This is a genomic window from Cellvibrio sp. (genome assembly GCF_039207905.1).
GTDB lineage: Bacteria > Pseudomonadota > Gammaproteobacteria > Pseudomonadales > Cellvibrionaceae > Cellvibrio.
In genome coordinates, this window is sequence record NZ_JBCECX010000016.1 from 89,731 (window position 1) to 114,054 (window position 24,324).

The following is a 24,324-nucleotide window of genomic DNA, read 5'->3' on the forward strand; positions in this document are numbered from 1 at the left end:
CGATACGAACAGTTTTATCAAGCTAGCGACAACAAACAGAAAAAATTTAACGCATTAACCGATTTTCTTTTCGCCCGAGTCTACTGTTTGGTAGATCAAGGTATTAATTGTCATTGGGCCAACACCACCAGGAACCGGCGTGTAAGCAGCAACACGGTTAACCAAAGGTTTTAATTCGATATCGCCCACACCGCCAGGGTGATAGCCAGCATCAACTACCACCGCACCGTCTTTAATCCATTCTGCTTTGATGAATTCCGGCTTGCCAACGGCACCCACCAGAATATCGGCTTGCTTGATTAATGACGGCAAGTTTTGCGTGCGGGAATGGCAGATAGTAACGGTAGCATTGGCATTAAGCAGCATCAGCGCCATTGGTTTACCCAAAATCGGGCTGCGGCCAACAACCACAGCGTGCTTGCCAGCCAACTCAATTCCATAACCTTCAAGCAGGCGCATAATGCCTTTTGGCGTAGCACAACCGTAAGCTTCCTCACCCATGCTCATACGGCCAAAACCTAAACAGGTCACGCCATCCACATCTTTCTCGGCGCTGATTGCATCAAAGCACAGACGCTCATCAATCTGATGCGGAACTGGATGCTGCAACAAAATGCCATGCACATTTGGGTTGTTATTTAACTCGTGGATCTTGGCGAGCAGTTCATCTGTGGTGGTAGATGAAGGCAATTCCACCTTCAGCGATTCCATGCCAATACGGGTGCAGGCATTACCTTTCATCTTCACATAGGTTGCCGACGCTGGATCATCACCCACAAGGATGGTTGCCAGGATAGGAGTTTGGCCGTTGCTACGTGCTTTCAGTGCGGCAACACGAGCAGAGAGTTCCTGTTCAGTTTTTTCGGCAAGGGCTTTGCCATCCAATACAAGTGCGGACATGGGCGCTAATTACCTGTGTAGTAAATGATAAAAGGGTCAAAATCTGAGGTTGCGCATTTTCCCACAGCAGGCATGAGTCGCCAAGGGAATAAAGGATGGTGAGGTGAAAAAACGGCTAGCAAAAGAAAATAATTGAAGGATATTTAAAAGCTGATTTTTAAATTAGATTTAAAAATTTTTAGGAAAGTTTTAAATGATTTTTTTGCAGAAGGGATTGGGGTGGCTGATGGGGCTCGAACCCACGACCACTGGAATCACAATCCAGGGCTCTACCAACTGAGCTACAGCCACCGTAGCAAAACGAAATAACACATCCATATGTGTGGGATGTTATCCCAAATTGAACTTACTAGAGAAAGTAGGGCGAGATAAAAAATGCCCAAATGGCGCGCCCGGCAGGATTCGAACCTGCGACCACCCGCTTAGAAGGCGGGTGCTCTATCCAGCTGAGCTACGGGCACATGCTGGAACAAACCTTCGCAGGTTCGATAAAAAAGATGGTCGGAGTGGAGGGATTCGAACCCCCGACATTCTGCTCCCAAAACAGACGCGCTACCGGGCTGCGCTACACTCCGACGACTTAAAACGTTGTGCGTTTCAAGTGGTGCGCATATTAACGATGAGATTTAGGATCGTCAACGAAAAAAGTGCAATAAAATAAAATATTTAGCGTTCGCAGTTAAATTCTAATCAGCTTGCACAACGGGTGTTCAGAACGCTCACGAAATGCCAGATTGCGATTTCATGTGTCGTACAAAAAGAGTTCAGCTTTTGTATTTGTTGTTGGATGCCTGCGGGAACAGAACATGTTGCTTCATAGTCTGTTGCTTCGTGAGCCATTGAGTTTTGCCTATTGCCTCCCTTGGTTGTGTTTATGCGACCCTGACAATCTACAGTCGAAATAGTGGCTAAGTCATTGTCGAGACTTGTGTGTCGGTCATCAGCTGGTCAGAATAAGCAACTATACGTTTGGAGATTTTATGCAAAACAATAATTTAGCCGTTTCAATGAAGCTGGGTATGCGTCGCTTGGCGTCCGGTGTTTGTGTGCTTTCTACTATCTTGCCGGGGAATCAACGTTTCGCCATGACCGTCTCTTCAGTGACTTCGGTATCTGATTCTCCTGCTTCGTTGTTGGTGTGCATCAATCAGTTGGTTTCACAGCAAGGGCACTTGGCTACGCCCGGAAGTCAGTTTGCGGTTAATGTCCTTTCTGTTGATCATCAAGACGTTTCCAATATTTGTGCCGGACGTGAACCGAACCGGAATCGTTTTGAGATAGGAAATTGGGTAGAGGACGATACTGGTCTGCCAGTGCTTGGGGATGCCCAGGCTGTATTCATCTGCCAAACTGACCATGTCACTACTTATGGCACCCATAAGATTGTTATAGGTGTTATCCATAAGGTGATTTTAAATGAAGTCAATGTAGATCCGCTGTTATATGCCGATGGTAGTTATGGCGCGTTTGCGCGCCAATAAGTCGAGTCTATAAAAAGAGTGTTTTTCCTTTTCTGATATTCACTATTCAATGGGCTATTTTGAGCCTTGTAAGAGTTTGGTAATGAACCAAACAATTAATCAAAATTTACCTTGCAATATGAATATTTCGTTTCTATGAGGCCTTTAGGGTTAATGATCACTAACTCTTTATGCACACCTTCTGTGCTTAAATGACCAGCTCGCTCATAGCTTGATCAAAAACGTGAAAAAATGAACTTTTAGCCTTGTTTTTTTATGTAACAATATGAAATATAAGGAAATTTTTTTGTTGGTTAAAATTTGTCCAATTTGTTGTTGGTATAGATTTTATAGGCCTTTGAGAAGGTTTCCCAAAAACTATCCACTAAGTTATCCACAGAAAATGTGGACAAAAATTTGATGAAGGTTTTTGTGCAAAAAAGTTACAGTTTGTGTGCTTTGTATCTTTTTAACCGTAACAAGTGACGATTTTTAATTGAATTTTCCTGGTTAAACCACTGGATTTATTTATGAGTAAACGATTGAAGGTTGCCGTGCTGGGTGGTGGTAGTTTTGGTACGGCAATTGCCAATATCATCTCGTGTAACAATCACCAAACCTATCTTTGGATGCGCTCCGTTGAGCAAGCGGAAGAGTGCCAATCCGCGCGCCAGAATGCCCGTTATCTCCCCGGCTATATGTTGCATGAGCAATTAGTGATTACCTCGGATCTCGCGTTGGCTATTACTGATGCCGATCTGGTGTTTGTGTCTATTCCCAGCCATTCATTCCGCGCCGTTACCCGTCAACTCAAGCCCTTGCTGGGTAAAGATACTATGGTGGTTAGCACTGCCAAAGGTATCGAGCCGGAAGGTTTTACCCTGATGAGTCAAATTCTTGAGCAGGAATTGCCCGATCATCCAATCGGGGTGTTGAGCGGGCCTAACTTTGCAAAAGAGATTGTGCATCAGCAGCAGACAGGTACTGTTATCGCCAGTGAGAGTGAAGCGGTTATCGATTGTGTGCAGCACACCCTCAAATCTTCTACGTTCCGTGTTTATGCCAATCACGACCGTTATGGTGTGGAGCTGGGCGGGGCGCTGAAAAACATCTACGCCATTATTTGCGGGATGGCAGCGGCGTTAGGGGCAGGGCATAACACTCAAGCAATGTTGTTAACGCGGAGCCTCGCAGAAATGGGGCGTTTTGCGCAGATGATGGGTGCAAATCCCATGACATTTTTAGGATTAGCTGGGGTTGGTGATCTAATTCTGACTTGTACTTCGGATTTAAGTCGCAATTATCGTGTAGGCTTCGCCTTGGGGCAGGGTAAAAAACTGGATGACATTGTTGCCTCGCTGGGGCAAGTGGCTGAAGGTGTTAATACGCTGCGTCAAGTGAAACAAAAAGCCGATGAGCTGCAAGTGTATATGCCATTGGTGTCGGGGCTTTACGCCGTTCTCTTCCAACAAAAAGCGATTGCTGATGTGGCGCGTGGTTTGATGGTGGGTGAACAAGCTGATGATGTTGAATATTTAAGGGGTAACTAATGGACAATGAACAATTAAAATCCAATCTTACATCCAGTAAGCATTGGTTGCGGTTGATTTTTATGCTGCTGTTCGCCGCAATATTGCAACTTGCCAGTTTGGTTATGTGGATATTGGTTATTGTGCAATTTTTCTTCTCGCTGATTACCGGCGAAGACAATCAGCATCTGCGCCGCTTTGGCCATTCGCTGTCCACTTATATTTACGATGTGTTGAAATTCTTGTGTTACAGCAGCGAAGAAAAACCTTTCCCATTTGCTGACTGGCCTGCGGACACTGGTGCAGCTGCACAGGATGCGCCGGTTGCGAAAGAGGCAGCAGCAAAAGAATCTGCAAAAGAGCCAGCGACTCGTTTAACTGATACTCCGGATGAAGCTGCAAACTAAATGACAATTTTTATTTTGCGGCACGGACAAGCTGAAGCGCAGATTACAACGGATGACGCGCGTCAGCTTACCAATAAGGGCCGGAGTGATACCGATAAAGTTATGCAGGCGCGCGTGGCCGATATGGCATCGGTCACCGAGATTTGGGCGAGCCCGTTGGTGCGTGCGCAACAAACTGCAACAATTGCTGCAGGTTATTTTCCGCAGTTAAGCATCCAGACCACTGATCTTCTCGTACCAGAGGCTAATCCGCTGGGGCTAATGGAGTGGTTGGATGTGCTCAATTCAAAGCAAGCGACTGATCAATCAATTCTGCTGGTGAGCCATCAGCCGCTGGTAGGTTTGTTGATCAATAAGCTGTGCAACAAGCCTAATGATTATTATCCGATGGGCACCAGTTCTCTTGCCGCTATCCAGACCCCAATTGTTGCTGTGGGTATGGGCGATTTACTTTGGCTGGATCACGCCTAGAATAAAACGATTAACCTTGTTTTATTTCTATCTCATAGTGAGTTTTTCTATGGTGCAATCATCCAATCCCCGCGAGCTGCGTTTTACTGTCAATGGAATGCAGTTCGCCGCGCAGGAGTGGGGCGATTCCACGCAATTACCGGTACTCGCATTGCATGGCTGGTTGGATAATTCCGCCAGTTTTTTTGCTTTAGCTCCGCGACTGAAAAATGTGCATATCGTTGCGGTTGATATGGCGGGGCACGGCCAGAGTGAGCATCGCCCCGGACAAATGGCTTACACCCCTTGGGATGACATCAACGATATTCTCGCCGTTGCCGACCATTTAGGTTGGGAGCGTTTTGTATTACTTGGACATTCGCGCGGCGCTATTATCGGAACGCTAGCTGCGGGTGCATTCGCCGAGCGCTTTATTGCTCTGGGGTTGATTGAGGGATTGTTGCCTGAACCTGCTCGCCCTGAAGAAGCCCCAAAACAATTAGCAAGTGCTATTAATGGCTTGCGCGTTCAGCTGCAAAAAACTCCCTCGGTTTATCCTGATATAAAGTTGGCGATCAAAGCGCGCGAGCGCGGTATGTTTCCGTTAGGGCACGCAGCAGCGACAGCTTTAACCGAGCGCGGTGTTGTGGCGCAACCGAATGGTGTTTCCTGGAGTACTGATCCCCGTTTGTTGGCGCCTTCAGTAATTAAGTTATCGCGCGAACACTTACACGCATTTATTAATCATGTGCAGGCACCCATAAAATTATTATTGGCTGAAGATGGTTTGCCCAAACTGTACGCAAACTACATGCAAGAGGTCGCCCAATTTCCCAGTGTTGACTACGACTTGCTGCCTGGAGGCCACCATCTGCACATGGAGCAAGAGGTGGATTTGGTTGCGGACAAACTCAACGAATTTTTCGCCCGATTTATGGTCTAGTTATTCATACACAAAAGAATCAGATCAAGAATAGCTACAAATTTCTGAGAGAGCCTATGAACTGTTTTCGTTATATCGGTAGTGTGATTTTATTGTTGGCTTGTTGTTCAGTGTTTGCCGATGAGTTGCCGTTGCAGAATTACCACAATGCGCGGGTAATGTTCCAAAGCGGCGGCGAAACTGATGATTATGTGCTGGCATTAGGTAGCTATAAAAAAATTGCCGGTAGTTGGCGGGTTGATCGCCAGCAACGTTTGAGTGGTGAGCTTGCTCGTTATACCTTGGAGTTGCCTGAAGGGCACAGCGCAAATAATGGTTTCGATTTTTATCTGGATCAGTTACAGAATTTTAGTTTTCGCGAATTATTTCACTGCAAAAGCCGGGATTGTGGCACCAGTAATTCATGGGCTAATAATCACTTTAAAATCCAGCAGTTATACGGGTTGGATCAGTTTCAACAGTATGGCGCTTATGAAGTTACCACTGCGGATGCAAAACCGTTTTACGTAGCGCTCTATGCGGTACAGCGTGGCAACAAGCGTGTTGTTATTCAGGTTGATGTGTTGCATGTCGATAAAATTATTGAGTTGGGAATAGCCTCAAGCCCTGAATCGATTATCAAATCGCTGGATGCCAATGGCTACTACGTTTTCCCCGATCTGGTATCCGATGATCCAAAAGGCAATACCAGCATCCAAATCAAGCAGGCACATTTACAAGCATTGATTGATGTACTGACACAAAAGCCTAACTGGAAAATTGCGCTGGTAGGGCATGATTACGCTCCTGTGTCGCTTGCGCAGCAACAAAAAGATTCGCAAGTTTATGCCGAGCAATTAAAAAATGCGCTGAAGGATAAGAGTGTTGTAGTCAGCCGCATCACTACTTACGGTATAGGCAGCCTTGCCCCGGCAGGGCGCGGTGATCGCAGCGCGCGCGTCGAAGTTGTAAAAATTAATGAATAACATGGATGAGCAATAAGCCCATCGTCAATAATTTAGAGCAATAAAAAAGGCGACATCAAATGTGATGCCGCCTTTTTTATTGCTCGATATTTTTTCGATTCAATCGCTCGACTTTACGGTTCGTTAAGCGATTAACGCAGCAGTGATAAAAACTCATTGCGTGTGGCCTGGTTGCTGCGGAAGCTGCCGCGCATTGCCGAGGTCTTCATCGACGAGTTTTGCTTTTCCACGCCGCGCATCATCATGCACATGTGTTTTGCTTCGATAATAACGCCAACACCCGATGCGCCAGTAATTTCCTGCACGCATTCCGCGATTTGCACGGTAAGTTGTTCCTGAATTTGCAAACGGCGCGCGAACATATCAACAATCCGCGCGACCTTGGATAATCCCAGCACTTTTCCGGTTGGAATGTAAGCAACATGGGCTTTGCCGATAAAGGGTAAAAGGTGGTGCTCGCAGAGTGAATACAACTCTATATCTTTTACCAGGATCATTTCGTCGGAGTCGGATGGAAAGAGGGCGTCATTGACCACTTCGTCCAGTGTCTGGTTATAGCCACGGGTCAGGAATTGAAAGGCTTTTGCCGCGCGGTCAGGGGTATCCAGCAGGCCGGGGCGGGTTAAATCTTCACCAACGCCAGCAATAATGTTCGCAAAGTGTTCTCTCATCAAAAGCTCCTCAAGCGGCAGTGGGGCGCTGCCTTACACAAAACAGCAGTTTACCGCTTTCGACGGATTTCTAGAAAACATAAATCCTGATTTGGGTGATTAATTCGGTAGAATGCGCGCAGTCTGCTGAACCCGAGGTTATCTATGGCTAGTTCCCCAACAGTTTTTGATCAGGCGCGCGATGAATTGGTGACCATTCGCGATTTCTTTCGCTGGGCTGCCAGCGAGTTTATCGCGGCCAAGCTTTTTTACGGCCACGGCACTGATAATCCTTGGGATGAGGCCGAGCAGTTGGTCCTACATGCAATTCATTTGGCGCCGCCATTGGGTGATGAATGGCTGGATGCGAAGTTGACGCCTAGCGAACGAACCAAGGTAGTCGCTAACGTCCAGCGCCGTATTGAGGAGCGCATCCCCGCGGCTTATATCACTGGTCAAGCCTGGTTTGCGGGTTTGCCTTACGTTGTTGATGAGCGGGTGTTAGTGCCGCGATCGCCCATCGCGGAGCTTATTGAAAAGCGCTTTGCACCTTGGTTGGCAGATGAGCCGCAGCAGATTCTGGATTTGTGTACCGGTAGTGGTTGTATTGGTATTGCCTGCGCCCATGCGCTCCCTGATGCTGAAGTGCAATTGAGCGATATATCTTATGATGCTTTGGCGGTAGCAGAAGAAAATATCCAACAACATGGTGTAACTGAGCGAGTGTTTGCGCTGCAATCGGATCTGTTTGAAAACCTCTACGGACAGCGTTTTGATTTGATCGTGTCCAACCCGCCCTATGTGGATGCTGATGATATGGCGAGCTTGCCGGAGGAGTTCCACGCGGAGCCTGAGCTGGGGCTCGCATCGGGCAATGACGGTTTGGATTTTACCCGTAGACTTCTGGTTGAGGCTGCAGATTATTTAACCGATAAAGGCGTGCTTATCGTGGAAGTGGGCAATTCCTGGCCCGCATTGGAAGAGGCTTATCCATCGCTACCGTTTACCTGGGTGGAATTTGAGCGCGGTGGTCACGGTGTCTTCGTATTAGCGGCTCAGGATTTGCGCAATGCGCGCGCAGAAGGTGTCCTCTAATCCGCTGATGACGATGCGCCTGCAGGGCAAGTCACGTATAATCGGCGCACTTTTTACTTATCCGAAGTTTGATTCTTAAGTCTGGAAATAACGAATGTCAGGAAATACTTACGGCAAATTGTTTACTGTGACCACCTTTGGCGAAAGCCATGGTGTGGCATTGGGCGCGATTGTGGATGGCTGTCCACCCGGTCTTGAGCTGACCGAAGCGGATATTCAAATTGATCTGGATCGTCGTAAGCCGGGAACTTCCCGCTACACCACCCAGCGACGTGAAGAGGATGCGGTCAAGATTTTGTCTGGTGTATTCGAAGGCAAAACCACCGGCACCCCGATTGGCATGTTGATCGAAAATACCGATCAACGCTCAAAAGATTATTCCAACATCAAAGACCAGTTCCGTCCCGCGCATGCAGACTACACCTACATGCAGAAGTATGGTGTGCGCGATTATCGCGGCGGTGGTCGTTCATCTGCGCGTGAAACTGCTATGCGTGTTGCTGCAGGTTCCATCGCTAAAAAATATTTAAAAGATTTCCACGGGATTGAAGTGCGTGGTTATTTGTCGCAGCTCGGCCCGATCAAAATTGAAACTGTAGATTGGGATCAAGTTGATCAAAACCCGTTCTTTTGTCCTGACGCCAGCAAAGTACCTGAAATGGAAGCCTTCATGCAGGCGCTGAACAAAGAAGGTGATTCCATCGGCGCAAAAATTACCGTGACTGCGACCAATGTTCCACCCGGTTTAGGCGAGCCTATTTTTGATCGCCTTGATGCAGAAATCGCTCACGCGTTAATGAGCATTAATGCGGTAAAAGGTGTGGAGATCGGTGAAGGTTTTGGTTCGGTTGAGCAACGCGGCACCCAGCATCGCGATGAAATAACACCGGAAGGTTTTTTATCGAATAATGCCGGCGGTATTTTGGGCGGTATTTCTTCTGGCCAGGAAATTATCGCGCATATCGCTTTGAAGCCAACCTCAAGCTTGCACGTTCCCGGGCGCAGTGTTGATGTACACGGCAACGCGGTCGAAGTGATTACCAAAGGTCGTCATGATCCTTGTGTGGGTATTCGCGCAACGCCAATTGCGGAAGCTATGTTGGCGTTGGTGTTGATGGATCACTTGTTGCGCCAGCGCGGACAAAATGGTGCCGTCAAACACTCTGTTCCAGTAATTCCTGCCAGCGTTAAATAATTTCCAAGGGTGTGTTGGGTTAGTGTAATCACTAACCCAATTTTTTATTCACTCCTGCCGTTGTGTATCTATGTCCCTTTCTTTTGCGCAGCAAGCAATTCCTTATTGGCGTCTTTCCGGATTTTATTTCTTCTATTTTGCTGTGGTCGGCAGTCTGATTCCCTACTGGGGGATCTATCTCAAATCCCTCGGTTACTCATCGCAAGACGTTGGCGTTATCAGCTCAATTATTATGGCAACCCGTATCGTCGCTCCGAATTTTTGGGGTTGGCTTGCTGATCACACCCAGCAACGGTTGCGTATTATTCGTATTGGTAGTTTGACTGCGAGTATTATTTTTACCGGTATTTTGCTTGATCAGCGTTATTGGTGGTTGGTGTTGGTGGTTAGTTGCTACACCTTTTTTTGGCATGCAGTGCTGCCGCAATTTGAAGTCATTACGCTGGGATATTTAGGCAATAACTACCATCGTTACGGCCAAATTCGGTTGTGGGGATCACTTGGTTTTATCGCGGCAGTGGTAGGATTGGGTTTAGTGTTTGATGTATTGCCGATTCGTTTCTTGCCGTTATTTATTTTAACCTTCCTGATTTTAATCTGGTTATCCAGCCTCAGCTTAAAGGATGTGAGCGCGAAAAAGTCCGATGGCGAGCGCCCGAAATTTTTAAGCCTGGTTTTGCAACCAACGATTATTTGCTTTCTGGCCGCCAGCTTTTTATTGCAGCTGAGTCACGGTCCTTATTACACCTTTTATACACTTTATCTGGTTGAGAATTACGGCTACACCCGCACTGCAACTGGCTTGTTGTGGGCGCTGGGTGTGCTTGCAGAAGTCGCCATTTTTATGGTGATGCATAAAGTATTGGGGCGTTTTAATTTGCGTCTGCTAATGCTATTCGCCTTGGGCGTTACCAGTTTGCGCTGGCTGCTGATTGCGTATGGTGCTGAATATTTACCGGTGTTGTTATTTGCGCAGCTATTGCATGCTTGCAGCTTTGGTATCGCGCATGCGGTTTCTATCGAATTGGTTCGCACTTATTTTAAAGGAGCGAATCAGGGGCAAGCGCAGGCAATGTACAGCTCATTTAGCTTTGGTGCTGGTGGTGCAGCAGGCGCATTGATTGGCGGACTCTTGTGGGACTATAGTGCATCAACCACTTACGTATTGGCTGCGGTTTCCGTATTCGTTGCATTTGTGTTGTGTTATTTTTGGTTGCATCCCGTAGATCGCTCGGCAGGAGATACGCCTCATGAATAATTTGACGGTCACACTGGTACAGCAGGTGATTACACCTAATGATCCCCAACTCAATTTGGATGTATTTGAACAGGCGATGAGCGCCATTACCAAAACAGATCTTATTGTTTTGCCGGAGGTGTTTACCACCGGTTTTTGCTCCAGCGCACGCAGCTACGCAGAGTCCGTCGATGGTCGCGCTTATCAATGGATGCAACAACAAGCTGCCAAACATAATGCAGTCGTCACCGGCAGCTTGGTGGTCAAAGTCGGTGAGCAGTATTTTAATCGTTTGGTGTGGATGCGCCCCGATGGGAGCTATACCGAATACGACAAGCGCCATCTATTCCGGATGGCTGGCGAGCACACGCGCTACGCAATGGGCAACGAGCGTGTTCTGGTGGAGTTGAATGGTTGGCGGATACTGCCGTTGATTTGTTACGACTTGCGTTTTCCGGTGTGGAGTCGCAATCGTAACGATTATGATCTTTCGCTTTATGTTGCCAATTGGCCAAGCGTTCGCGGCTTGCATTGGAATCGGTTATTGCAAGCGCGCGCGATTGAAAATTTAAGTTATACCCTTGGTGTAAATCGTGTGGGTATGGATGAGGCAGGGCAGCATTATGCAGGCGATTCCAGTGTCTATGGCCCTTCTGGCGAATTGATTGCAACAAGCCAGGAAGCGGAGTTGATAACAGTCGAATTGTATGCAGAAAAGTTAATTGCGTATCGTGAACAGTTTCCAGCCAATTTGGATGCGGATGCGTTTATATTGCAGTAATGGTTTTCTTTCTCGCAGGGGAATTTAATTATGCCTAAAGGTTTTGGCGATAAACTGGTGATCGCAATTTCATCCCGTGCTTTATTTAATTTGGATGAAAGCCATCAGGTCTACATCAATGAAGGGCTTGCTGCTTATGCGCAATACCAAATTGAGCATGAAGATGAAATTCTTGAGCCTGGCGACGCTTTTCCGTTGGTGAAAAAACTATTGCGTCTCAATGAAAAATTGGGCGATGAACCGCGTGTTGAAGTGATTTTGTTATCGCGCAACAGCGCTGATACCGGTTTGCGCGTATTCAATTCAGTTGAGCACTACGGTTTAAAAATTAGTCGTGCGGCATTTTGTGGCGGCACCTCGCCTTATCGCTACGCCTCTGCATTTGGTTGCCATTTATTTTTATCCACTGAAGCGGATGATGTGCGGCAAGCACTGGATCACGGTATGGCCGCTGCAACATTAATTGCATCGAACAACCAGGTCGAAAATGAAGATGAACTGCGTTTTGCTTTCGATGGCGATGCGGTTATCTTTTCTGATGAGGCAGAGCAAGTTTATAAATTACAGGGCTTGTCAGCATTTACCGAGAGTGAAAAAGCATCGGCAAAATCACCATTGAGTGGTGGGCCCTTCAAGCAATTTCTGGCGGCTTTGCACAGCCTGCAATCAGAGTTCGGTGAAAATTGTCCAATCCGCACCGCATTGGTTACGGCGCGCTCGGCACCGGCGCATGAGCGCGTTATTCGCACTTTGCGCGCGTGGGATATTCGTATCGATGAGTCGCTATTTTTGGGTGGTTTATCAAAGGGAACATTTCTTAAGGCTTATGGTGCGGATGTGTTTTTTGACGACCAAAAAATGCATTGCGAATCTGCGCGTGAGCATGTTGCTACCGGGCATGTTCCGCATGGAATCGCTAACCGGATCATTCCTTAAATAGTGGCATCTGCACACATATACCCAATGTGGGGTATGTAAACCGCATTTTTTGTTATTTTTGTAATATTCCTTCAGCAAAAACTTTGAATTTATGGGATATAGTCTAAAGTTGTAACAAGAGCAGCCGGAAGCACAATTAATAATTGTTAGGCATAAGGTTGCTATCTGTTCTATTCTAGAAACGAATAACCTAACTTGATTTTATAACTCTGAGCTTGCATCAGGGTTTATTTCTGGTACTTGCGCTTGCAAATACCCCAGTGAGTGAGCCAATCGGAGGGCTTATGAAGCTGCAACAACTGCGTTACATCTGGGAAGTGGCACATCACGATTTAAACGTGTCAGCTACTGCACAGAGTCTTTATACCTCCCAACCCGGTATCAGTAAGCAAATTCGCTTGCTGGAAGATGAGCTGGGTGTTGAGATTTTTTCGCGTAGCGGGAAGCATTTGACCCGTATTACACCAGCAGGTGAGGCGATACTCAAAACCGCAGGCGAGATCCTGCGTAAAGTTGAGAGTATTAAACAAGTTGCCCAAGAGTTCAGTAATGAACGTAAAGGTACTTTGACGCTTGCGACTACCCATACCCAGGCGCGCTATGCGTTGCCGCCGGTAATAGGTTCATTCATCAAGCAATACCCAGAAGTTGCGCTGCATATGCATCAAGGTACACCGATGCAGATTTCCGAAATGGCAGCGGACGGTACTGTGGATTTTGCAATCGCTACTGAGGCTATGGAGCTGTTTAGCGATCTGATCATGATGCCTTGTTATCGTTGGAACCGCAGTATCGTGGTGCCTAAAAACCATCCACTAGCTCAGGTTTCCAACTTGACGCTTGAAGAGGTGGCGAAGTACCCAATCGTAACTTATGTGTTTGGTTTTACCGGTCGCTCTAAATTGGATGAGGCCTTTATCAATCGCGGCCTTGCGCCGAAAGTTGTCTTTACTGCTGCCGATGCTGACGTTATCAAAACCTATGTGCGTTTAGGGCTGGGTGTTGGAATCATTGCCAGCATGGCCTACAACGAAAATACCGACAGCGATCTGATCTCTCTGGATGCTAGCCACCTGTTTGAATCCAGTGTGACCAAGATTGGTTTCCGTCGCGGTACCTTCTTGCGCGGGTTTATGTACGACTTCATCGAGAAGTTTGCGCCGCATCTGACCAAAGACATCATCAATGAAGCCTTTAACCGCCATTCGCGGGCGGAATTGGATGATTTGTTTGAAGATATCGAAATCCCTACGCACTGATAGGGATGAAGCTAAAAAAGCCGAACGAAAGTTCGGCTTTTTTATTTAATATCAATTAATTAACGTATTTTCCTAATCCTGTCTCTCTAGTTTTGCTTCGCTTATCCCTCTCCAGTAAGTCCTCTTCCTTGGCCACTTAATTTGTCTTTGTTGTACAAAATAATTGCTTTGTACAGGATGTTGATATAAAACTTATACAAGGCAATTATTTTGTATAGGAATACCATGAGCAAAATTCCGCTGGGAGTCAGTCAGTGTTTGATGGGGGAGCAGGTTCGCTTTGATGGCGGCCACAAGCACAACCATTATTTGACCGATGTGCTCAGCGAATACTTTGAGTTTCGCCCTGTATGTCCGGAGGTAGCGATTGGTTTAGGGATTCCACGCAAACCCATAAGGTTGGTTATTGTTGGCGATGAAACCCGCGTACGTGGTATTGCGAACCCGGATCAGGATGTCACTGATGCGCTCGTTGATCAGGCCGAACTCGCCATAGCCCGGATGCCTGACATCTGCGGCTACATATTTATGCAGAAGTCGCCTAGCTGCGGCGCATTTGGGATGAAGCGTTATCTCGCCAACGGTTATTCCATTGATAGCAAAGGGCGGGGCGCTTACGCGAAGCGGGTAATGGAACTTGTGCCTTTGCTGCCGGTGGAAGAGGCTGGGCGTTTAAATGATGCAGGCTTGCGCGATAACTTTTTAACCCGTGTATTTGCCTATCATGATTTTAAAACTTCTGTGGCTGAGGCTCCTACCGCCAAAAAACTTATCGAGTTTTACTCCCGCTATAAATACCAGGTGATGGCGCACCATGTGCCGAGCTATTTTGCGATTGGCCGATATTTATCAAATCTTTCCGGACGCGACATATCCATCTGCAGCAATGAGTTTTTTCGTCTGCTGATGGAGGCGCTTGCCCACCATGCTACGCGTAAAAGTAATACCAACGCGATTATGCATTTGCGCGGTTATCTGAAAGACCGGCTTAACACTCAGGAGAAACATGAGTTGTCGCAATTAATCGATTCTTACCGAACCGGGATTGTGCCGTTAGTGGTACCGCTCACGTTGCTCAAACATCATTTGTTGAAGCTCGACAACCCATATTTAAAATCCCAAACTTTTTGGTCGCCGCACCCTGAGCGCTTGGGTTTGCGTAATCACATTATTGAGAATGAATAGTGGAATCCACAGTTAATACAGAAGTTGAAGATGTATTTGAAGAGAACGAGTTGATCGACGATAGCGTTCCCATTCGTGAAATTTCCCGCGTCACCGGTGTAAATACCGTGACCCTGCGTGCGTGGGAGCGTCGTTACGGATTGTTGATTCCACAGCGCACGACCAAAGGCCACCGCCTATACAGTCGCGCGGATATAGAGCGCGTTAAGGAAATTCAATTATGGCTCGGACGCGGCTTGGCGATTAGCAAAGTCAAAGCGCTGCTTGCTGATGAACAACGCGGAAATGAAATTCCTGCAATCGATTCCATTTGGATTCAGTTAGCTCAGCAAATTCAAGCCGCTATAACGGCATTTAATCGCAACCAGCTTGAACGATTGATTGAAGATACGTTTGCGCTTTATCCGGTTGAAATGATTGCTGATTTTTTATTGGCCCCACTTCTACAGGAGTTGCAAGGAGATGAACCGGGTAAGCCTGCACGGCGCGCTTTTTTTAATACGGTGATCCAGGAGTACATCCATGCATCACAAAGCCGTCAGCGGCAGGCCGCCCGGGGCGAGAAAATTTTGGTTCTTGCAGTATCAGAGGGCGAAGGCCAGATTTTGTCTCATGTACTGAATTATGGACTTTTGGTAAATCAACATCGGGCAGAGTTTTTAGGTTATTTGCCGGTAAAGGAATCGTTATTGTGTGCTGAGGCTATGGGTGCAGAAATAGTGGTAATTCCCGGAGGCGATACAATTGCTGCGGGCGAGTTGCAGCTACACTTAACACTATGGCGAGAGCGTCTGGCCATACCTGTTGTGTTGTCGGGAAATGCGGCGCGTCTTTTCAGGGCGCTGCATTTCGAGCCAACAACAGGCATTTACCTTTGTGATAGCCAGCAACAAGTATTGGCTATGGTCAACCAAATACTAACGGATGAGTCATCTTTATGACGCTTACGGTTCCGCAAAAAATACGTAATTTATATCTGCGTTTTGATAAAAAAATACTTCGCTCACTTGCTGACGTTTACAGCGATGACGTTCAGTTTCGCGATCCACTCCATGCATTGAACGGTTTGCAAAATCTTACCGATTATTACGCAGGGATGATGGGTGAACTGATCGAATGTCGGTTTGAATTCCATCATTCAATGGAAATGACCGAACGTGGTGAGACTATCCTTTTCTGGACGATGCATTATCGCCATAAAAAATTAGCCAAAGGTAAATTGCTGGAACTGACGGGGAATACCCATCTGCTCTTTAACGATAAGGTGTATTACCATCGCGATTATTACGATGCTGGTTCAATGCTCTATGAACATATTCCGCTAATGGGTTATGCCATTAGGAAGATAAAGAAAAAAGTAGGTGCAAAGTGACTTCTCTTGTTTGGTTGCGCCATGATTTGCGCGTGTACGATAACCCTGCGTTGTTTAAGGCCGCAGAGTCAGGACAGGGGGTGGTCGCTGTTTACGTACACTGCGATGCTTATGTGAAATTGCATGTTATTGCTCCCGCGCAGCTGGACTTTGTGCGTCGCCATTTGTTGGTTATGCAGAAAAAATTAACTGCACTGAATATTCCTTTGTTGGTTGTGCGCGTAAAAAAGCCAGCAGAAATAGCGCCGGCGTTACTGCGGGTGGCGCAGGATTTTAGCGCGGAATATTGTTATTTTAATGCGGAGTATCCGCTCAACGAATTGAATCGCGATCTCGCGGTTAATCAATTGCTGCGTGACAACGGCATTTTGGTAAAACGCTGCCACGACCGCTGTATAGTTCCGCCGGGCATGATCCGCAATGGTCAGGGCGATCCCTATAAGGTATTTACTGCATTTAAAAAGAAATGGTTGCAGACAGTTATGCCTGTCACTTTGCAGCCGCTGGCATTGCCCGCGAAGCAGCCTGCCGTTTCCAATATCAACGCTGCATCTGCAAAAGAGATAGATCAATTATTTACCGGACATGAGCTGCGTGATTTATCCGCACTTTGGCCTGCGGGTGAAGACGAAGCTTATCGTCGACTGGATTTATTTATTGAGCGGTCGCTGTCGCGCTATTTGGATCAGCGCGATTTTCCCGCTATAGAGGGCACGTCAACTTTATCTCCTTATTTTGCTGTTGGTTCTCTGTCACCCCGTCAAGCGCTCTCCGCGGTGCTGGCCTATACCCACGGCGAGTGGGATGGTGGTAATGCGGGCGCAAATTGTTGGATCGGCGAATTAATCTGGCGTGAGTTTTATCAGCATGTAGCGGTGGATTATCCGCAAGTGTGTAAACGCAAAGCCATGCAAGCGCACACTGAAGCTTTTCCCTGGCGTTATGACAAAACAGAATTCTCTGCATGGTGTGACGGTAAGACCGGAATTCCTATTGTTGATGCGGCGATGCGACAGTTGAATGCAACAGGGTGGATGCATAACCGTTTGCGGATGGTTGTTGCTATGTTTTTGACAAAAAATTGCCAAATCGATTGGCGCTGGGGCGAAGATTATTTTATGTCTCAGCTAATCGATGGCGAATTCACCGCGAATAACGGGGGGTGGCAGTGGAGTGCTTCCACAGGAACTGACGCTGCGCCTTATTTCCGTATCTTTAATCCTATTAGTCAATCAGAACGCTTTGATCCAAATGGTGAATTCATTCGTAAATGGGTTCCAGAGTTGGCGCATTTGTCGAATAAACAAATTCACAATCCGCCAGCGGTAAAAAATTATCCGCGCCCGTTTGTCGATTTGTCAGCGAGCCGAAAAGAAACCATCGCGCTTTTTGCACAACTGCCGCCCATCGCGCGTTAACCGGACAACCTTATGAATTCCAGCCCCGCACCTTACACAGTATTAATTACAGGTGCTTCCAGCGGGATTGGCTACGAGCTGGCGTTAGGTTATTTAAAGCAGGGCGCAAGGGTATTGGCGTTAGCGCGCTCGGAACAGCGGTTAGCGCAATTGGTTGCGCAGTTTCCTGAACTCTGTTTGCCGGTAACAGTTGATCTCTCCAGTGCTGAAGACAGCCAGCGCGCTGGAGAATGGATCAATCAACAAATACAACATCTCGACCTCGCTATCCTGAATGCAGGCACCTGCGAATACGTTGATGTAGCTAATTTAACCCGCGAACCTTTTGATAAGGTGATGGCGATTAATTGGCAGGGCACACTCAATACTCTTTTGTTTTGTTTACCACTGTTACGGCGCTGCAAAGAGCAGGGTAGACGCGCGCAATTAGTTGGAATCTCAAGCATGGCGAGTATTTTGCCGATGCCGCGTTCGCAAGCTTACGGAGCATCCAAGATTGCTGTGGAGTATTTATTTAATTCATTGCGTGTGGATTTGGCAAGCGCAGCAATTGATATCACCGTTGTTCGTCCCGGTTTTGTAAAAACACCGCTTACTCAGCGCAATGATTTTTCCATGCCGTTTGAGCAGACCGCGCCAATGGCTGCCAGCAACATTATGCAAGGAATTAATAAGCGTAAATGGTTGGTGCAATTTCCATGGCCTTTAGTGTTGGTCATGCGCAGCATTGCCGTCTTGCCGCTGCGTGCACAAGTTTGGTTATTGCAGAAAATTTCACGCGCTCAATAAGGCATCTGGCAACGGCAGCTTAACCAACAGATTTCATTTTAAGATTCAGGTAAGAGTTAAGGCATGACAGTAGCTAGCAGAAAAAAAATCGCCATCATCGGATCGGGAATCAGCGGATTGCTAAGCGGGTATCTATTGTCGCGGCGTAATGACGTAACGGTATTCGAAGCCGAAAGCAGTATTGGCGGGCATACCGCAACCAAATTGGTTTCTACACCTGAAGGTGAGTTTGCGGTTGATACAGGTTTTATTGTATTTAATGACCGTACTTATCCCAATTTTTTGAAGTTGCTAGCACGGCTTGATGTTGCTTATCAGGCAACTGATATGGGTTTTAGTGTTGCTTGCCAGCGAACCGGTTTTGAATATAGCGGTACCTCTCTCAATGGGGTATTTGCGCAACGGAAAAATCTATTCGATAAAGCCCACTGGCGCATGTTGAAAGAAATCGTAGGGTTTAATTCAGCCTGCACCAAACTCTATACCGATAATACTATTCCAGAAGATCAAACCCTCGGCGAATACTTGAGCAGCCATGGCTATAGTGAGAAATTTATCAATTTTTATATATTGCCCATGGTGTCAGCGATTTGGTCTTCGCCTATCAATATTGCGGCTTCAATGCCGTTAGTATTTTTTATCCGCTTTTTTCATAACCACGGACTACTAACCGTTACGCAACAGCCACAGTGGTACACCATTAAAGGCGGTTCCCATCAGTACTTGAAGCCATTAACTGAAAATTTTAAAGAAAATATTTATACCGATTGCCCGGTGTTGAGCGTAAAGCGAGATGCTGACTCGATAGTGATTGATACACAGCTTCATGGAGCGCAAACATTTGATGAAGTTATTTTTGCTTGCCACAGTGATCAAGCATTAAAGCTCCTTATTGATCCAACACCGAAGGAAAATGAAATCCTTGGTGCAATTCCCTATCAGCTTAATCAGGTGATTTTGCACAGCGATATCAGTTTGCTGCCGAATTCGCGCCGCGCCTGGGCCAGCTGGAATTACTTGTTAGTAAATCATGGTGAGGACAATGCGGCCTTGACCTACAACATGAATATTTTGCAAAAACTGAACGCGGAAACAACTTTCTGCGTATCAGTCAATGCACATGGGAATATCGATTTAGAAAAAGTATATGGTGAATATCACTACAGTCATCCGGTTTTTACGCGTGAGTCAGTAGCTGCGCAGGCGAGATGGTCTGAGATTAGCGGCGTTAACCATACCCATTTTTGCGGTGCTTATTGGCGCAATGGTTTTCATGAGGATGGCGTGGTGTCGGCCATTCGTGTAGCTGAAGCTCTGGGGGAAATGTGGTGATGAAATACCTTACTTGTTGCCCGAGGTATGTCTATGTATAGCGCTATTTATCAAGGTAATTTGCGGCATCGGCGTTTTTTTCCGAAACGCCACGAATTTAGTTATTCGTCCACATTGTTTTACATTGACCTTGATGAATTGCCGGATTTATTTTCCGGTGTTACCGGCTGGTCGCTTAATCGCGCGAATTTTGGCAGTTTTCGTCGCAGTGATTTTTTAGGCGATCCCGCTGTGCCGTTGAAAACAGCTGTGCATAACGAAGTTAATGCGTTGCTAGCGGCGGATAATAAAAGCGCAATGCGCTGCCCGAATGGTGCAGTCCGGATGCTGACGAATTTGCGTATTTTTGGTTTTAGTTTTAATCCAGTAACTTTTTATTATCTGTTTAATTCAGGCGCTAGTCAGCCGGCAATGATTCTTGCGCAAGTGAATAATACGCCGTGGAACGAGCGCCATACCTATCTCATTCATTGTGATGCGGAAACAGGTAAAGCTAATTCGCAGTTCGATAAAGATTTTCATGTATCGCCTTTTAACCCCCTGGATATGGAGTATCACTGGGTTAGCTCTGCCCCGGCGGAAAGCCTGCTTGTGCATATGGAAAATCATTCCCTTGCCAAGGATAAATTAGAAGCCGGAAAAAAAGGTGCGATCTGCCATATGGATGCCACATTAAAGTTACAACGTAAACCTTGGTCTAAATCGCTGTTGCAAAAAATATTGTGGCTGCAACCTTGGGCGGCAATAAAAGTGCCCGTTGCTATTTATTGGCAAGCACTACGCTTGTTAATCAAAGGTGTGCCTGTTTACGACCATCAATCAAAAAATCCTTTGCCTGCAGCTGTTCGCGGTGAACTTAAAACGACAGGGGAACAATCGTGAAATCTACCAGTATCGCGCTGCTGCCGAAGCACAAAATTGCATCGTTGACTCGTAACCAAAATATTGCCCGCAACATGTTATTCAAATTGTTGCGTGGTATTACGCAGGGCTGCTTGCGCATTCATGAGCAAGGTGAGCTTTATCAGTTTGGTCAATCGGCCGATATGGCTGATTTAGTCGCGGATATTTATGTGCATGATGCGCAACTTTATGCCGATGTAGTATTTGGTGGTTCAATCGGCGCGGGTGAGGCTTACATGAGTGGATGTTGGAGCACGCCTAATCTTACGCAGGTTACGCGCTTGTTTGTGCGTAATATGGACGCGCTCGATGCTATGGATGCGAAACAATCTTTTATTGGCCAATATCTACTCAAACTATTTCATTGGTTTAATCGCAATACCAAAACTGGATCGCGCAAAAATATCGCCGCACATTACGATTTGGGAAATGACTTTTTCTCCTTGTTTCTTGATCAAACCATGATGTATTCATCCGCAATATATCCAACGCCCGATGCCACATTATTTGATGCGTCGCGCTATAAACTGCAGCGCGTGTGTGAAAAATTACAGTTGTCTGCTGATGATCATTTACTTGAAATTGGTACCGGCTGGGGCGGTATGGCGATTTATGCAGCGCAGAACTACGGTTGTCGAGTAACCACCACCACCATTTCCCGCGAGCAGCGCGATTATGCAATCACAAAAGTAGCGGCGGCTGGTCTGAGTGATCGTGTGAGTGTGTTGTTTGATGATTATCGCGATTTGCGCGGGCAGTTCACCAAGTTGGTTTCGATTGAAATGATCGAGGCTGTTGGCCATGAACACTACGACCAATATTTTTCTACCTGCTCGCGTTTGTTGGCTCCGAATGGGTTAATGTTGTTGCAGGCCATCACCATTGCCGACCAGCGTTATGATATGGCGCGCAGGACGGTTGATTTTATTCAGCGATATATTTTTCCGGGTGGTTCATTGCCATCAGTCGCGGTGATTAGCGATTGGGCTAAACGTAAAACCGATATGAATATCCTGCACATTGAAGATATTGGTGAGCACTACGCGCAAACCCTGAAGCATTGGCGCGAAGCATTCAATGAAAAATTGGGTGCGGTGCGTGCACAAGGTTTTGACGAGCGTTTTATCCGCATGTGGGAGTTCTATCTCTGCTCTTGCGAGGGCGGATTTATGGAGCGCAGCATAGGTACAGCGCAAGTCCTTCTGGCTAAACCGCAATACCGTAGCGGGTATTTCCAATAATGAGTCGGGCATTGGTACTCACGCTTACCAATGCCCTGATTTTTCAGCTAGGTTGGTTTGTATGTATTCTCGGCGGCAGCGCTTTGGCCGTTGGATTTACCGCTATTGTTCTTGTTATCCATTTCTTTTTTGCGAATCGCCGTTGTGATGATGCTATCGCCGTTGTGCTTGCCATCCTTTTAGGGCTTGCTCATGATCTGCTACTGATCCACACCGGCCAGATCCACTTTGTGGAATCCGCTCAGCTGCCGCCTCTGTGGCTGGTATGTTTGTGGGCTCTGTTAGGTATAACGCTGAACCATTCATTGCAGTGGATTTATTATCGCCCTTTGTGGTCTTCACTATTGGGCGGGTTGCTCGCACCACTTAGCTATCTCGCGGGGGTAAAATTATCATCAGCGGAATGGTCTAGCCCGCTGGTTGAAGTTCTACCTATAATAGCGGCTCTGTGGTTAGTGATACTGCCATTACACCGTTTTCTTAGCTTGAGGATTTCGTCTTATGTCCAGTGCAAAACGACAAAATAATGTTGGTCACATTCTTACTCAAGGGGTGGGCTTGTGCGCGCTTCTCACTGGTTTTTACACCGCGCAGGTTGTTGCCCAGGAGAATTACGCAGTAGCGCAAGACAACTACGTTGTGGCGGGCAGCGCTTATGATCTTGATAGCAATAAGCTTATCTATCGCGAGTTGTACACTGCGCTCGACGAGAACAAAACCGTACGTGTCGATTATGTAACACCCGACGGCCAGACATTCGCAAGTAAAACACTGGACTACAACGGTGAGCCTTTTCAGCCAAGTTTTACCTTTAAAGACACCCGCGATAACGAATTTGCCTCGGCCCATTTTCAAGGCGGCCGTTTACTTCTCACCCATGGGGTGAAAGACACCAAAACGGAAAAGACGATTTACGACAACGCGCGTCTTGTTATTGATGCAGGTTTTGATTCTTACATCCAATTGAATTGGGATAAGTTGGCTTCCGGTAAAACCTTGAAGTTTGATTTTGCACTTCCTACCAAGCTGAATACTGTTCAATTGGAAGTGCGCAAGATTAAGGCTGCTGATTCACCTGTATATGATGCGAATTATGGTCGCGAGTGGATTTACTTCCGTATTGCACCGGCAAAAAAATTCGTTTCATTTTTCGCTGATCCAATCAATCTTGCTTACGACCCGAATGGAAAATACTTAGTGCGTTTCTACGGTCGTTCCAATATCGATGATGATAAAGGTGGCCCGCAGGATGTTCGTATCGAGTATGAATATACGAATTAAGATGATGAATGGAGCGAGGGATAGAATGTCCCTCGCTTTTTTTAAGATGTTATTGAGCCGATTGGTCTTTTTCTAAGCTGGCTGATCTTTTTCTAAGTTGACTGGCCTTTTTCTAAATAGGAGCACCAATCGCTCCAGCTACCGGGATAGAGCTTCGCGTTTATACCGCTTATTTCCAGCGATAAAATATTCACACAAGCTGTCACCCCCGAACCGCAATAAACCACCAGATTATCGCGATCTGGCAAATTCTCCCAGCGCTGCTTTTGTGCTTCTTCCGGTTTGATAAAACCTTGTTCTGTAATGGCATCCTGCCAGAAATAATTAATTGCACCGGGAACGTGACCAGCCACCGGATCTATAGGCTCTTCCTCGCCGCGATAGCGTTTGGCTTCACGCGAATCTATCAAGGTAAACCCAGAGCCAGCTTGTAAAATATCAGCACGGTCGGCGATCCAATGTTGTTGGATAACCGCTTTAAAATTTCCGTGTTTGGAGGAAGGCTCGCGTCTGTCGATTGCGCCCCCGTTATTTACCCAGCCTGCGAAACCACCATCAAGAATCAGCACCTCCTGATGTCCGTAATAACGGAGCAACCACCAGGCGCGCGCGGCGTAAGCCATACGCGAATCATCGTAAACCACAATGGTTGTGTGTTGATTTACTCCGGCTGCGCGCAGCTTCTGGCTGAGCATTTCGGTATCCGGAAGAGGGTGTCTGCCACCGTGCTTACCAACTTCACTGGAGAGATCTTTTTCCACATCCAGAAAGTAAGCGCCGGGAATGTGGCCAGTGCGGTACTGCTCGCTGCCGAGGGTTTTATTCATCAAGTTGAAACGGCAATCAAAAATCACAACTTTGCCCAGTTGCGATTTCAGTTGTTCGCTAGTAATAAAGTGACTCATTGGTATGTGACGCGCGTGAAAGTCAAAAAAGTGGCGTCATAATCGCATTATTACGGGTTGGTTGGGAAGGGTGAAAACTGAACGCTTT

General features: G+C 46.8%; 25 protein-coding genes and 3 tRNA genes. 22 read left to right on the forward strand and 6 right to left on the reverse strand.

The annotated features are described in order from the left end of the window. Positions 1-54: 54 nt before the first annotated feature. The 4 genes from folD to AAGC78_RS11660 form a co-directional block, all read right to left on the reverse strand. Positions 55-900, reverse strand: coding sequence for a bifunctional methylenetetrahydrofolate dehydrogenase/methenyltetrahydrofolate cyclohydrolase FolD (gene folD, locus AAGC78_RS11645; RefSeq protein ID WP_435784248.1), 846 nt, complete (start codon positions 898-900; stop codon positions 55-57). Positions 901-1,115: 215 nt separating this feature from the next. Continuing rightward, positions 1,116-1,191 (reverse strand) — tRNA-His (locus AAGC78_RS11650). Between the two features lie 93 nt (positions 1,192-1,284). Then, a tRNA-Arg gene (locus AAGC78_RS11655) sits at positions 1,285-1,361 on the reverse strand. Between the two features lie 37 nt (positions 1,362-1,398). After that, a tRNA-Pro gene (locus AAGC78_RS11660) sits at positions 1,399-1,475 on the reverse strand. 405 nt (positions 1,476-1,880) lie between these two features. Here AAGC78_RS11660 and AAGC78_RS11665 point away from each other — a divergent pair. From AAGC78_RS11665 to AAGC78_RS11690, 6 genes are all read left to right on the forward strand, one after another. Then, positions 1,881-2,381, forward strand: a complete 501-nt coding sequence (locus AAGC78_RS11665; protein WP_435784249.1) for a flavin reductase family protein — start codon at positions 1,881-1,883, stop codon at positions 2,379-2,381. A 509-nt stretch (positions 2,382-2,890) separates the two neighbouring features. Continuing rightward, a complete protein-coding gene (locus AAGC78_RS11670) occupies positions 2,891-3,910 on the forward strand; it encodes an NAD(P)H-dependent glycerol-3-phosphate dehydrogenase (RefSeq protein ID WP_435784250.1) in 1,020 nt (339 codons plus the stop codon). Further along, positions 3,910-4,296 carry a DUF4389 domain-containing protein gene (locus AAGC78_RS11675; RefSeq protein WP_435784251.1) on the forward strand — a complete coding sequence of 129 codons (387 nt, stop codon included), beginning with the start codon at positions 3,910-3,912 and terminating at the stop codon, positions 4,294-4,296. The genes AAGC78_RS11670 and AAGC78_RS11675 overlap by 1 nt, the downstream gene beginning before the upstream one ends. Further along, on the forward strand, positions 4,297-4,767 hold the full coding sequence (sixA, locus tag AAGC78_RS11680) for a phosphohistidine phosphatase SixA (RefSeq protein ID WP_435784252.1): 471 nt from the start codon (positions 4,297-4,299) through the stop codon (positions 4,765-4,767). Positions 4,768-4,816: 49 nt separating this feature from the next. Continuing rightward, positions 4,817-5,689, forward strand: coding sequence for an alpha/beta fold hydrolase (locus tag AAGC78_RS11685; RefSeq protein WP_435784253.1), 873 nt, complete (start codon positions 4,817-4,819; stop codon positions 5,687-5,689). A gap of 56 nt (positions 5,690-5,745) precedes the next feature. Then, positions 5,746-6,654, forward strand: a complete 909-nt coding sequence (locus AAGC78_RS11690; protein ID WP_435784254.1) for a DUF4892 domain-containing protein — start codon at positions 5,746-5,748, stop codon at positions 6,652-6,654. A 131-nt stretch (positions 6,655-6,785) separates the two neighbouring features. Here the strand turns inward: AAGC78_RS11690 and folE are convergent, their stop codons facing one another. After that, positions 6,786-7,325, reverse strand: coding sequence for a GTP cyclohydrolase I FolE (gene folE / locus AAGC78_RS11695; RefSeq protein ID WP_435784255.1), 540 nt, complete (start codon positions 7,323-7,325; stop codon positions 6,786-6,788). A 144-nt stretch (positions 7,326-7,469) separates the two neighbouring features. Here folE and prmB point away from each other — a divergent pair, with 144 nt between their 5' ends. The 16 genes from prmB to AAGC78_RS11775 all read left to right on the forward strand — a co-directional run bounded on the left by prmB (position 7,470) and on the right by AAGC78_RS11775 (position 23,331). Further along, on the forward strand, positions 7,470-8,399 hold the full coding sequence (gene prmB / locus AAGC78_RS11700) for a 50S ribosomal protein L3 N(5)-glutamine methyltransferase (protein WP_435784256.1): 930 nt from the start codon (positions 7,470-7,472) through the stop codon (positions 8,397-8,399). A gap of 94 nt (positions 8,400-8,493) precedes the next feature. Continuing rightward, a complete protein-coding gene (aroC, locus tag AAGC78_RS11705) occupies positions 8,494-9,594 on the forward strand; it encodes a chorismate synthase (protein ID WP_435784257.1) in 1,101 nt (366 codons plus the stop codon). A gap of 70 nt (positions 9,595-9,664) precedes the next feature. Beyond that, entirely contained in the window at positions 9,665-10,852 is a 1,188-nt protein-coding gene (locus AAGC78_RS11710) for an MFS transporter (RefSeq protein WP_435784258.1), read from the forward strand. Beyond that, on the forward strand, positions 10,845-11,612 hold the full coding sequence (locus AAGC78_RS11715; RefSeq protein ID WP_435784259.1) for an amidohydrolase: 768 nt from the start codon (positions 10,845-10,847) through the stop codon (positions 11,610-11,612). Before AAGC78_RS11710 ends, AAGC78_RS11715 begins: the two co-directional genes overlap by 8 nt. A 30-nt stretch (positions 11,613-11,642) precedes the next feature. Further along, positions 11,643-12,548 carry a 5'-nucleotidase gene (locus tag AAGC78_RS11720; RefSeq protein WP_435784260.1) on the forward strand — a complete coding sequence of 302 codons (906 nt, stop codon included), beginning with the start codon at positions 11,643-11,645 and terminating at the stop codon, positions 12,546-12,548. 287 nt (positions 12,549-12,835) lie between these two features. Continuing rightward, positions 12,836-13,810, forward strand: a complete 975-nt coding sequence (gene cysB / locus AAGC78_RS11725) for an HTH-type transcriptional regulator CysB (RefSeq protein WP_435784261.1) — start codon at positions 12,836-12,838, stop codon at positions 13,808-13,810. Between the two features lie 225 nt (positions 13,811-14,035). After that, complete coding sequence (locus tag AAGC78_RS11730) at positions 14,036-14,995, forward strand: YbgA family protein (RefSeq protein ID WP_435784262.1); 960 nt, start codon at positions 14,036-14,038, stop codon at positions 14,993-14,995. After that, positions 14,995-15,936 (forward strand): MerR family transcriptional regulator, encoded by a 942-nt coding sequence (locus AAGC78_RS11735; protein ID WP_435784263.1) that lies wholly within the window; start codon positions 14,995-14,997, stop codon positions 15,934-15,936. The genes AAGC78_RS11730 and AAGC78_RS11735 overlap by 1 nt, the downstream gene beginning before the upstream one ends. Continuing rightward, positions 15,933-16,367 carry a nuclear transport factor 2 family protein gene (locus AAGC78_RS11740; RefSeq protein WP_435784264.1) on the forward strand — a complete coding sequence of 145 codons (435 nt, stop codon included), beginning with the start codon at positions 15,933-15,935 and terminating at the stop codon, positions 16,365-16,367. Before AAGC78_RS11735 ends, AAGC78_RS11740 begins: the two co-directional genes overlap by 4 nt. Continuing rightward, positions 16,364-17,785, forward strand: a complete 1,422-nt coding sequence (locus AAGC78_RS11745) for a cryptochrome/photolyase family protein (protein WP_435784265.1) — start codon at positions 16,364-16,366, stop codon at positions 17,783-17,785. Before AAGC78_RS11740 ends, AAGC78_RS11745 begins: the two co-directional genes overlap by 4 nt. A gap of 12 nt (positions 17,786-17,797) precedes the next feature. Further along, a complete protein-coding gene (locus tag AAGC78_RS11750) occupies positions 17,798-18,574 on the forward strand; it encodes an SDR family NAD(P)-dependent oxidoreductase (protein WP_435784266.1) in 777 nt (258 codons plus the stop codon). 63 nt (positions 18,575-18,637) lie between these two features. Then, positions 18,638-19,906 carry an NAD(P)/FAD-dependent oxidoreductase gene (locus AAGC78_RS11755; protein ID WP_435784267.1) on the forward strand — a complete coding sequence of 423 codons (1,269 nt, stop codon included), beginning with the start codon at positions 18,638-18,640 and terminating at the stop codon, positions 19,904-19,906. 33 nt (positions 19,907-19,939) lie between these two features. Continuing rightward, positions 19,940-20,788, forward strand: a complete 849-nt coding sequence (locus tag AAGC78_RS11760; RefSeq protein ID WP_435784268.1) for a DUF1365 domain-containing protein — start codon at positions 19,940-19,942, stop codon at positions 20,786-20,788. After that, positions 20,785-22,050: a class I SAM-dependent methyltransferase gene (locus tag AAGC78_RS11765; protein ID WP_435784269.1), complete on the forward strand. Its 1,266-nt coding sequence runs from the start codon at positions 20,785-20,787 to the stop codon at positions 22,048-22,050. Before AAGC78_RS11760 ends, AAGC78_RS11765 begins: the two co-directional genes overlap by 4 nt. Beyond that, positions 22,050-22,577, forward strand: coding sequence for a DUF2878 domain-containing protein (locus AAGC78_RS11770; RefSeq protein ID WP_435784270.1), 528 nt, complete (start codon positions 22,050-22,052; stop codon positions 22,575-22,577). Before AAGC78_RS11765 ends, AAGC78_RS11770 begins: the two co-directional genes overlap by 1 nt. Then, positions 22,552-23,331 (forward strand): hypothetical protein, encoded by a 780-nt coding sequence (locus AAGC78_RS11775; RefSeq protein ID WP_435784271.1) that lies wholly within the window; start codon positions 22,552-22,554, stop codon positions 23,329-23,331. Before AAGC78_RS11770 ends, AAGC78_RS11775 begins: the two co-directional genes overlap by 26 nt. A gap of 92 nt (positions 23,332-23,423) precedes the next feature. Here AAGC78_RS11775 and AAGC78_RS11780 read toward each other — a convergent pair whose 3' ends face one another. Beyond that, the gene (locus AAGC78_RS11780; RefSeq protein ID WP_435784272.1) at positions 23,424-24,236 is read right to left on the reverse strand and encodes a sulfurtransferase; all 813 of its coding nucleotides are present in this window, start codon (positions 24,234-24,236) and stop codon (positions 23,424-23,426) included. Positions 24,237-24,324: the final 88 nt, after the last annotated feature.

Coding starts and splice junctions, on each gene's coding strand:
- AAGC78_RS11755 (WP_435784267.1), top strand. CDS start 18,638: ATGACAGTAGCTAGCAGAAAAAAAATCGCCATCATCGGATCGGGAATC.
- AAGC78_RS11775 (WP_435784271.1), top strand. CDS start 22,552: ATGTCCAGTGCAAAACGACAAAATAATGTTGGTCACATTCTTACTCAA.
- AAGC78_RS11780 (WP_435784272.1), bottom strand. CDS start 24,236: ATGAGTCACTTTATTACTAGCGAACAACTGAAATCGCAACTGGGCAAA.
- cysB (WP_435784261.1), top strand. CDS start 12,836: ATGAAGCTGCAACAACTGCGTTACATCTGGGAAGTGGCACATCACGAT.
- AAGC78_RS11690 (WP_435784254.1), top strand. CDS start 5,746: ATGAACTGTTTTCGTTATATCGGTAGTGTGATTTTATTGTTGGCTTGT.
- folE (WP_435784255.1), bottom strand. CDS start 7,325: ATGAGAGAACACTTTGCGAACATTATTGCTGGCGTTGGTGAAGATTTA.
- sixA (WP_435784252.1), top strand. CDS start 4,297: ATGACAATTTTTATTTTGCGGCACGGACAAGCTGAAGCGCAGATTACA.
- AAGC78_RS11715 (WP_435784259.1), top strand. CDS start 10,845: ATGAATAATTTGACGGTCACACTGGTACAGCAGGTGATTACACCTAAT.
- AAGC78_RS11670 (WP_435784250.1), top strand. CDS start 2,891: ATGAGTAAACGATTGAAGGTTGCCGTGCTGGGTGGTGGTAGTTTTGGT.
- AAGC78_RS11750 (WP_435784266.1), top strand. CDS start 17,798: ATGAATTCCAGCCCCGCACCTTACACAGTATTAATTACAGGTGCTTCC.
- AAGC78_RS11740 (WP_435784264.1), top strand. CDS start 15,933: ATGACGCTTACGGTTCCGCAAAAAATACGTAATTTATATCTGCGTTTT.
- AAGC78_RS11760 (WP_435784268.1), top strand. CDS start 19,940: ATGTATAGCGCTATTTATCAAGGTAATTTGCGGCATCGGCGTTTTTTT.
- AAGC78_RS11710 (WP_435784258.1), top strand. CDS start 9,665: ATGTCCCTTTCTTTTGCGCAGCAAGCAATTCCTTATTGGCGTCTTTCC.
- AAGC78_RS11665 (WP_435784249.1), top strand. CDS start 1,881: ATGCAAAACAATAATTTAGCCGTTTCAATGAAGCTGGGTATGCGTCGC.
- AAGC78_RS11720 (WP_435784260.1), top strand. CDS start 11,643: ATGCCTAAAGGTTTTGGCGATAAACTGGTGATCGCAATTTCATCCCGT.
- AAGC78_RS11685 (WP_435784253.1), top strand. CDS start 4,817: ATGGTGCAATCATCCAATCCCCGCGAGCTGCGTTTTACTGTCAATGGA.
- prmB (WP_435784256.1), top strand. CDS start 7,470: ATGGCTAGTTCCCCAACAGTTTTTGATCAGGCGCGCGATGAATTGGTG.
- AAGC78_RS11730 (WP_435784262.1), top strand. CDS start 14,036: ATGAGCAAAATTCCGCTGGGAGTCAGTCAGTGTTTGATGGGGGAGCAG.
- folD (WP_435784248.1), bottom strand. CDS start 900: ATGTCCGCACTTGTATTGGATGGCAAAGCCCTTGCCGAAAAAACTGAA.
- AAGC78_RS11675 (WP_435784251.1), top strand. CDS start 3,910: ATGGACAATGAACAATTAAAATCCAATCTTACATCCAGTAAGCATTGG.
- AAGC78_RS11770 (WP_435784270.1), top strand. CDS start 22,050: ATGAGTCGGGCATTGGTACTCACGCTTACCAATGCCCTGATTTTTCAG.
- aroC (WP_435784257.1), top strand. CDS start 8,494: ATGTCAGGAAATACTTACGGCAAATTGTTTACTGTGACCACCTTTGGC.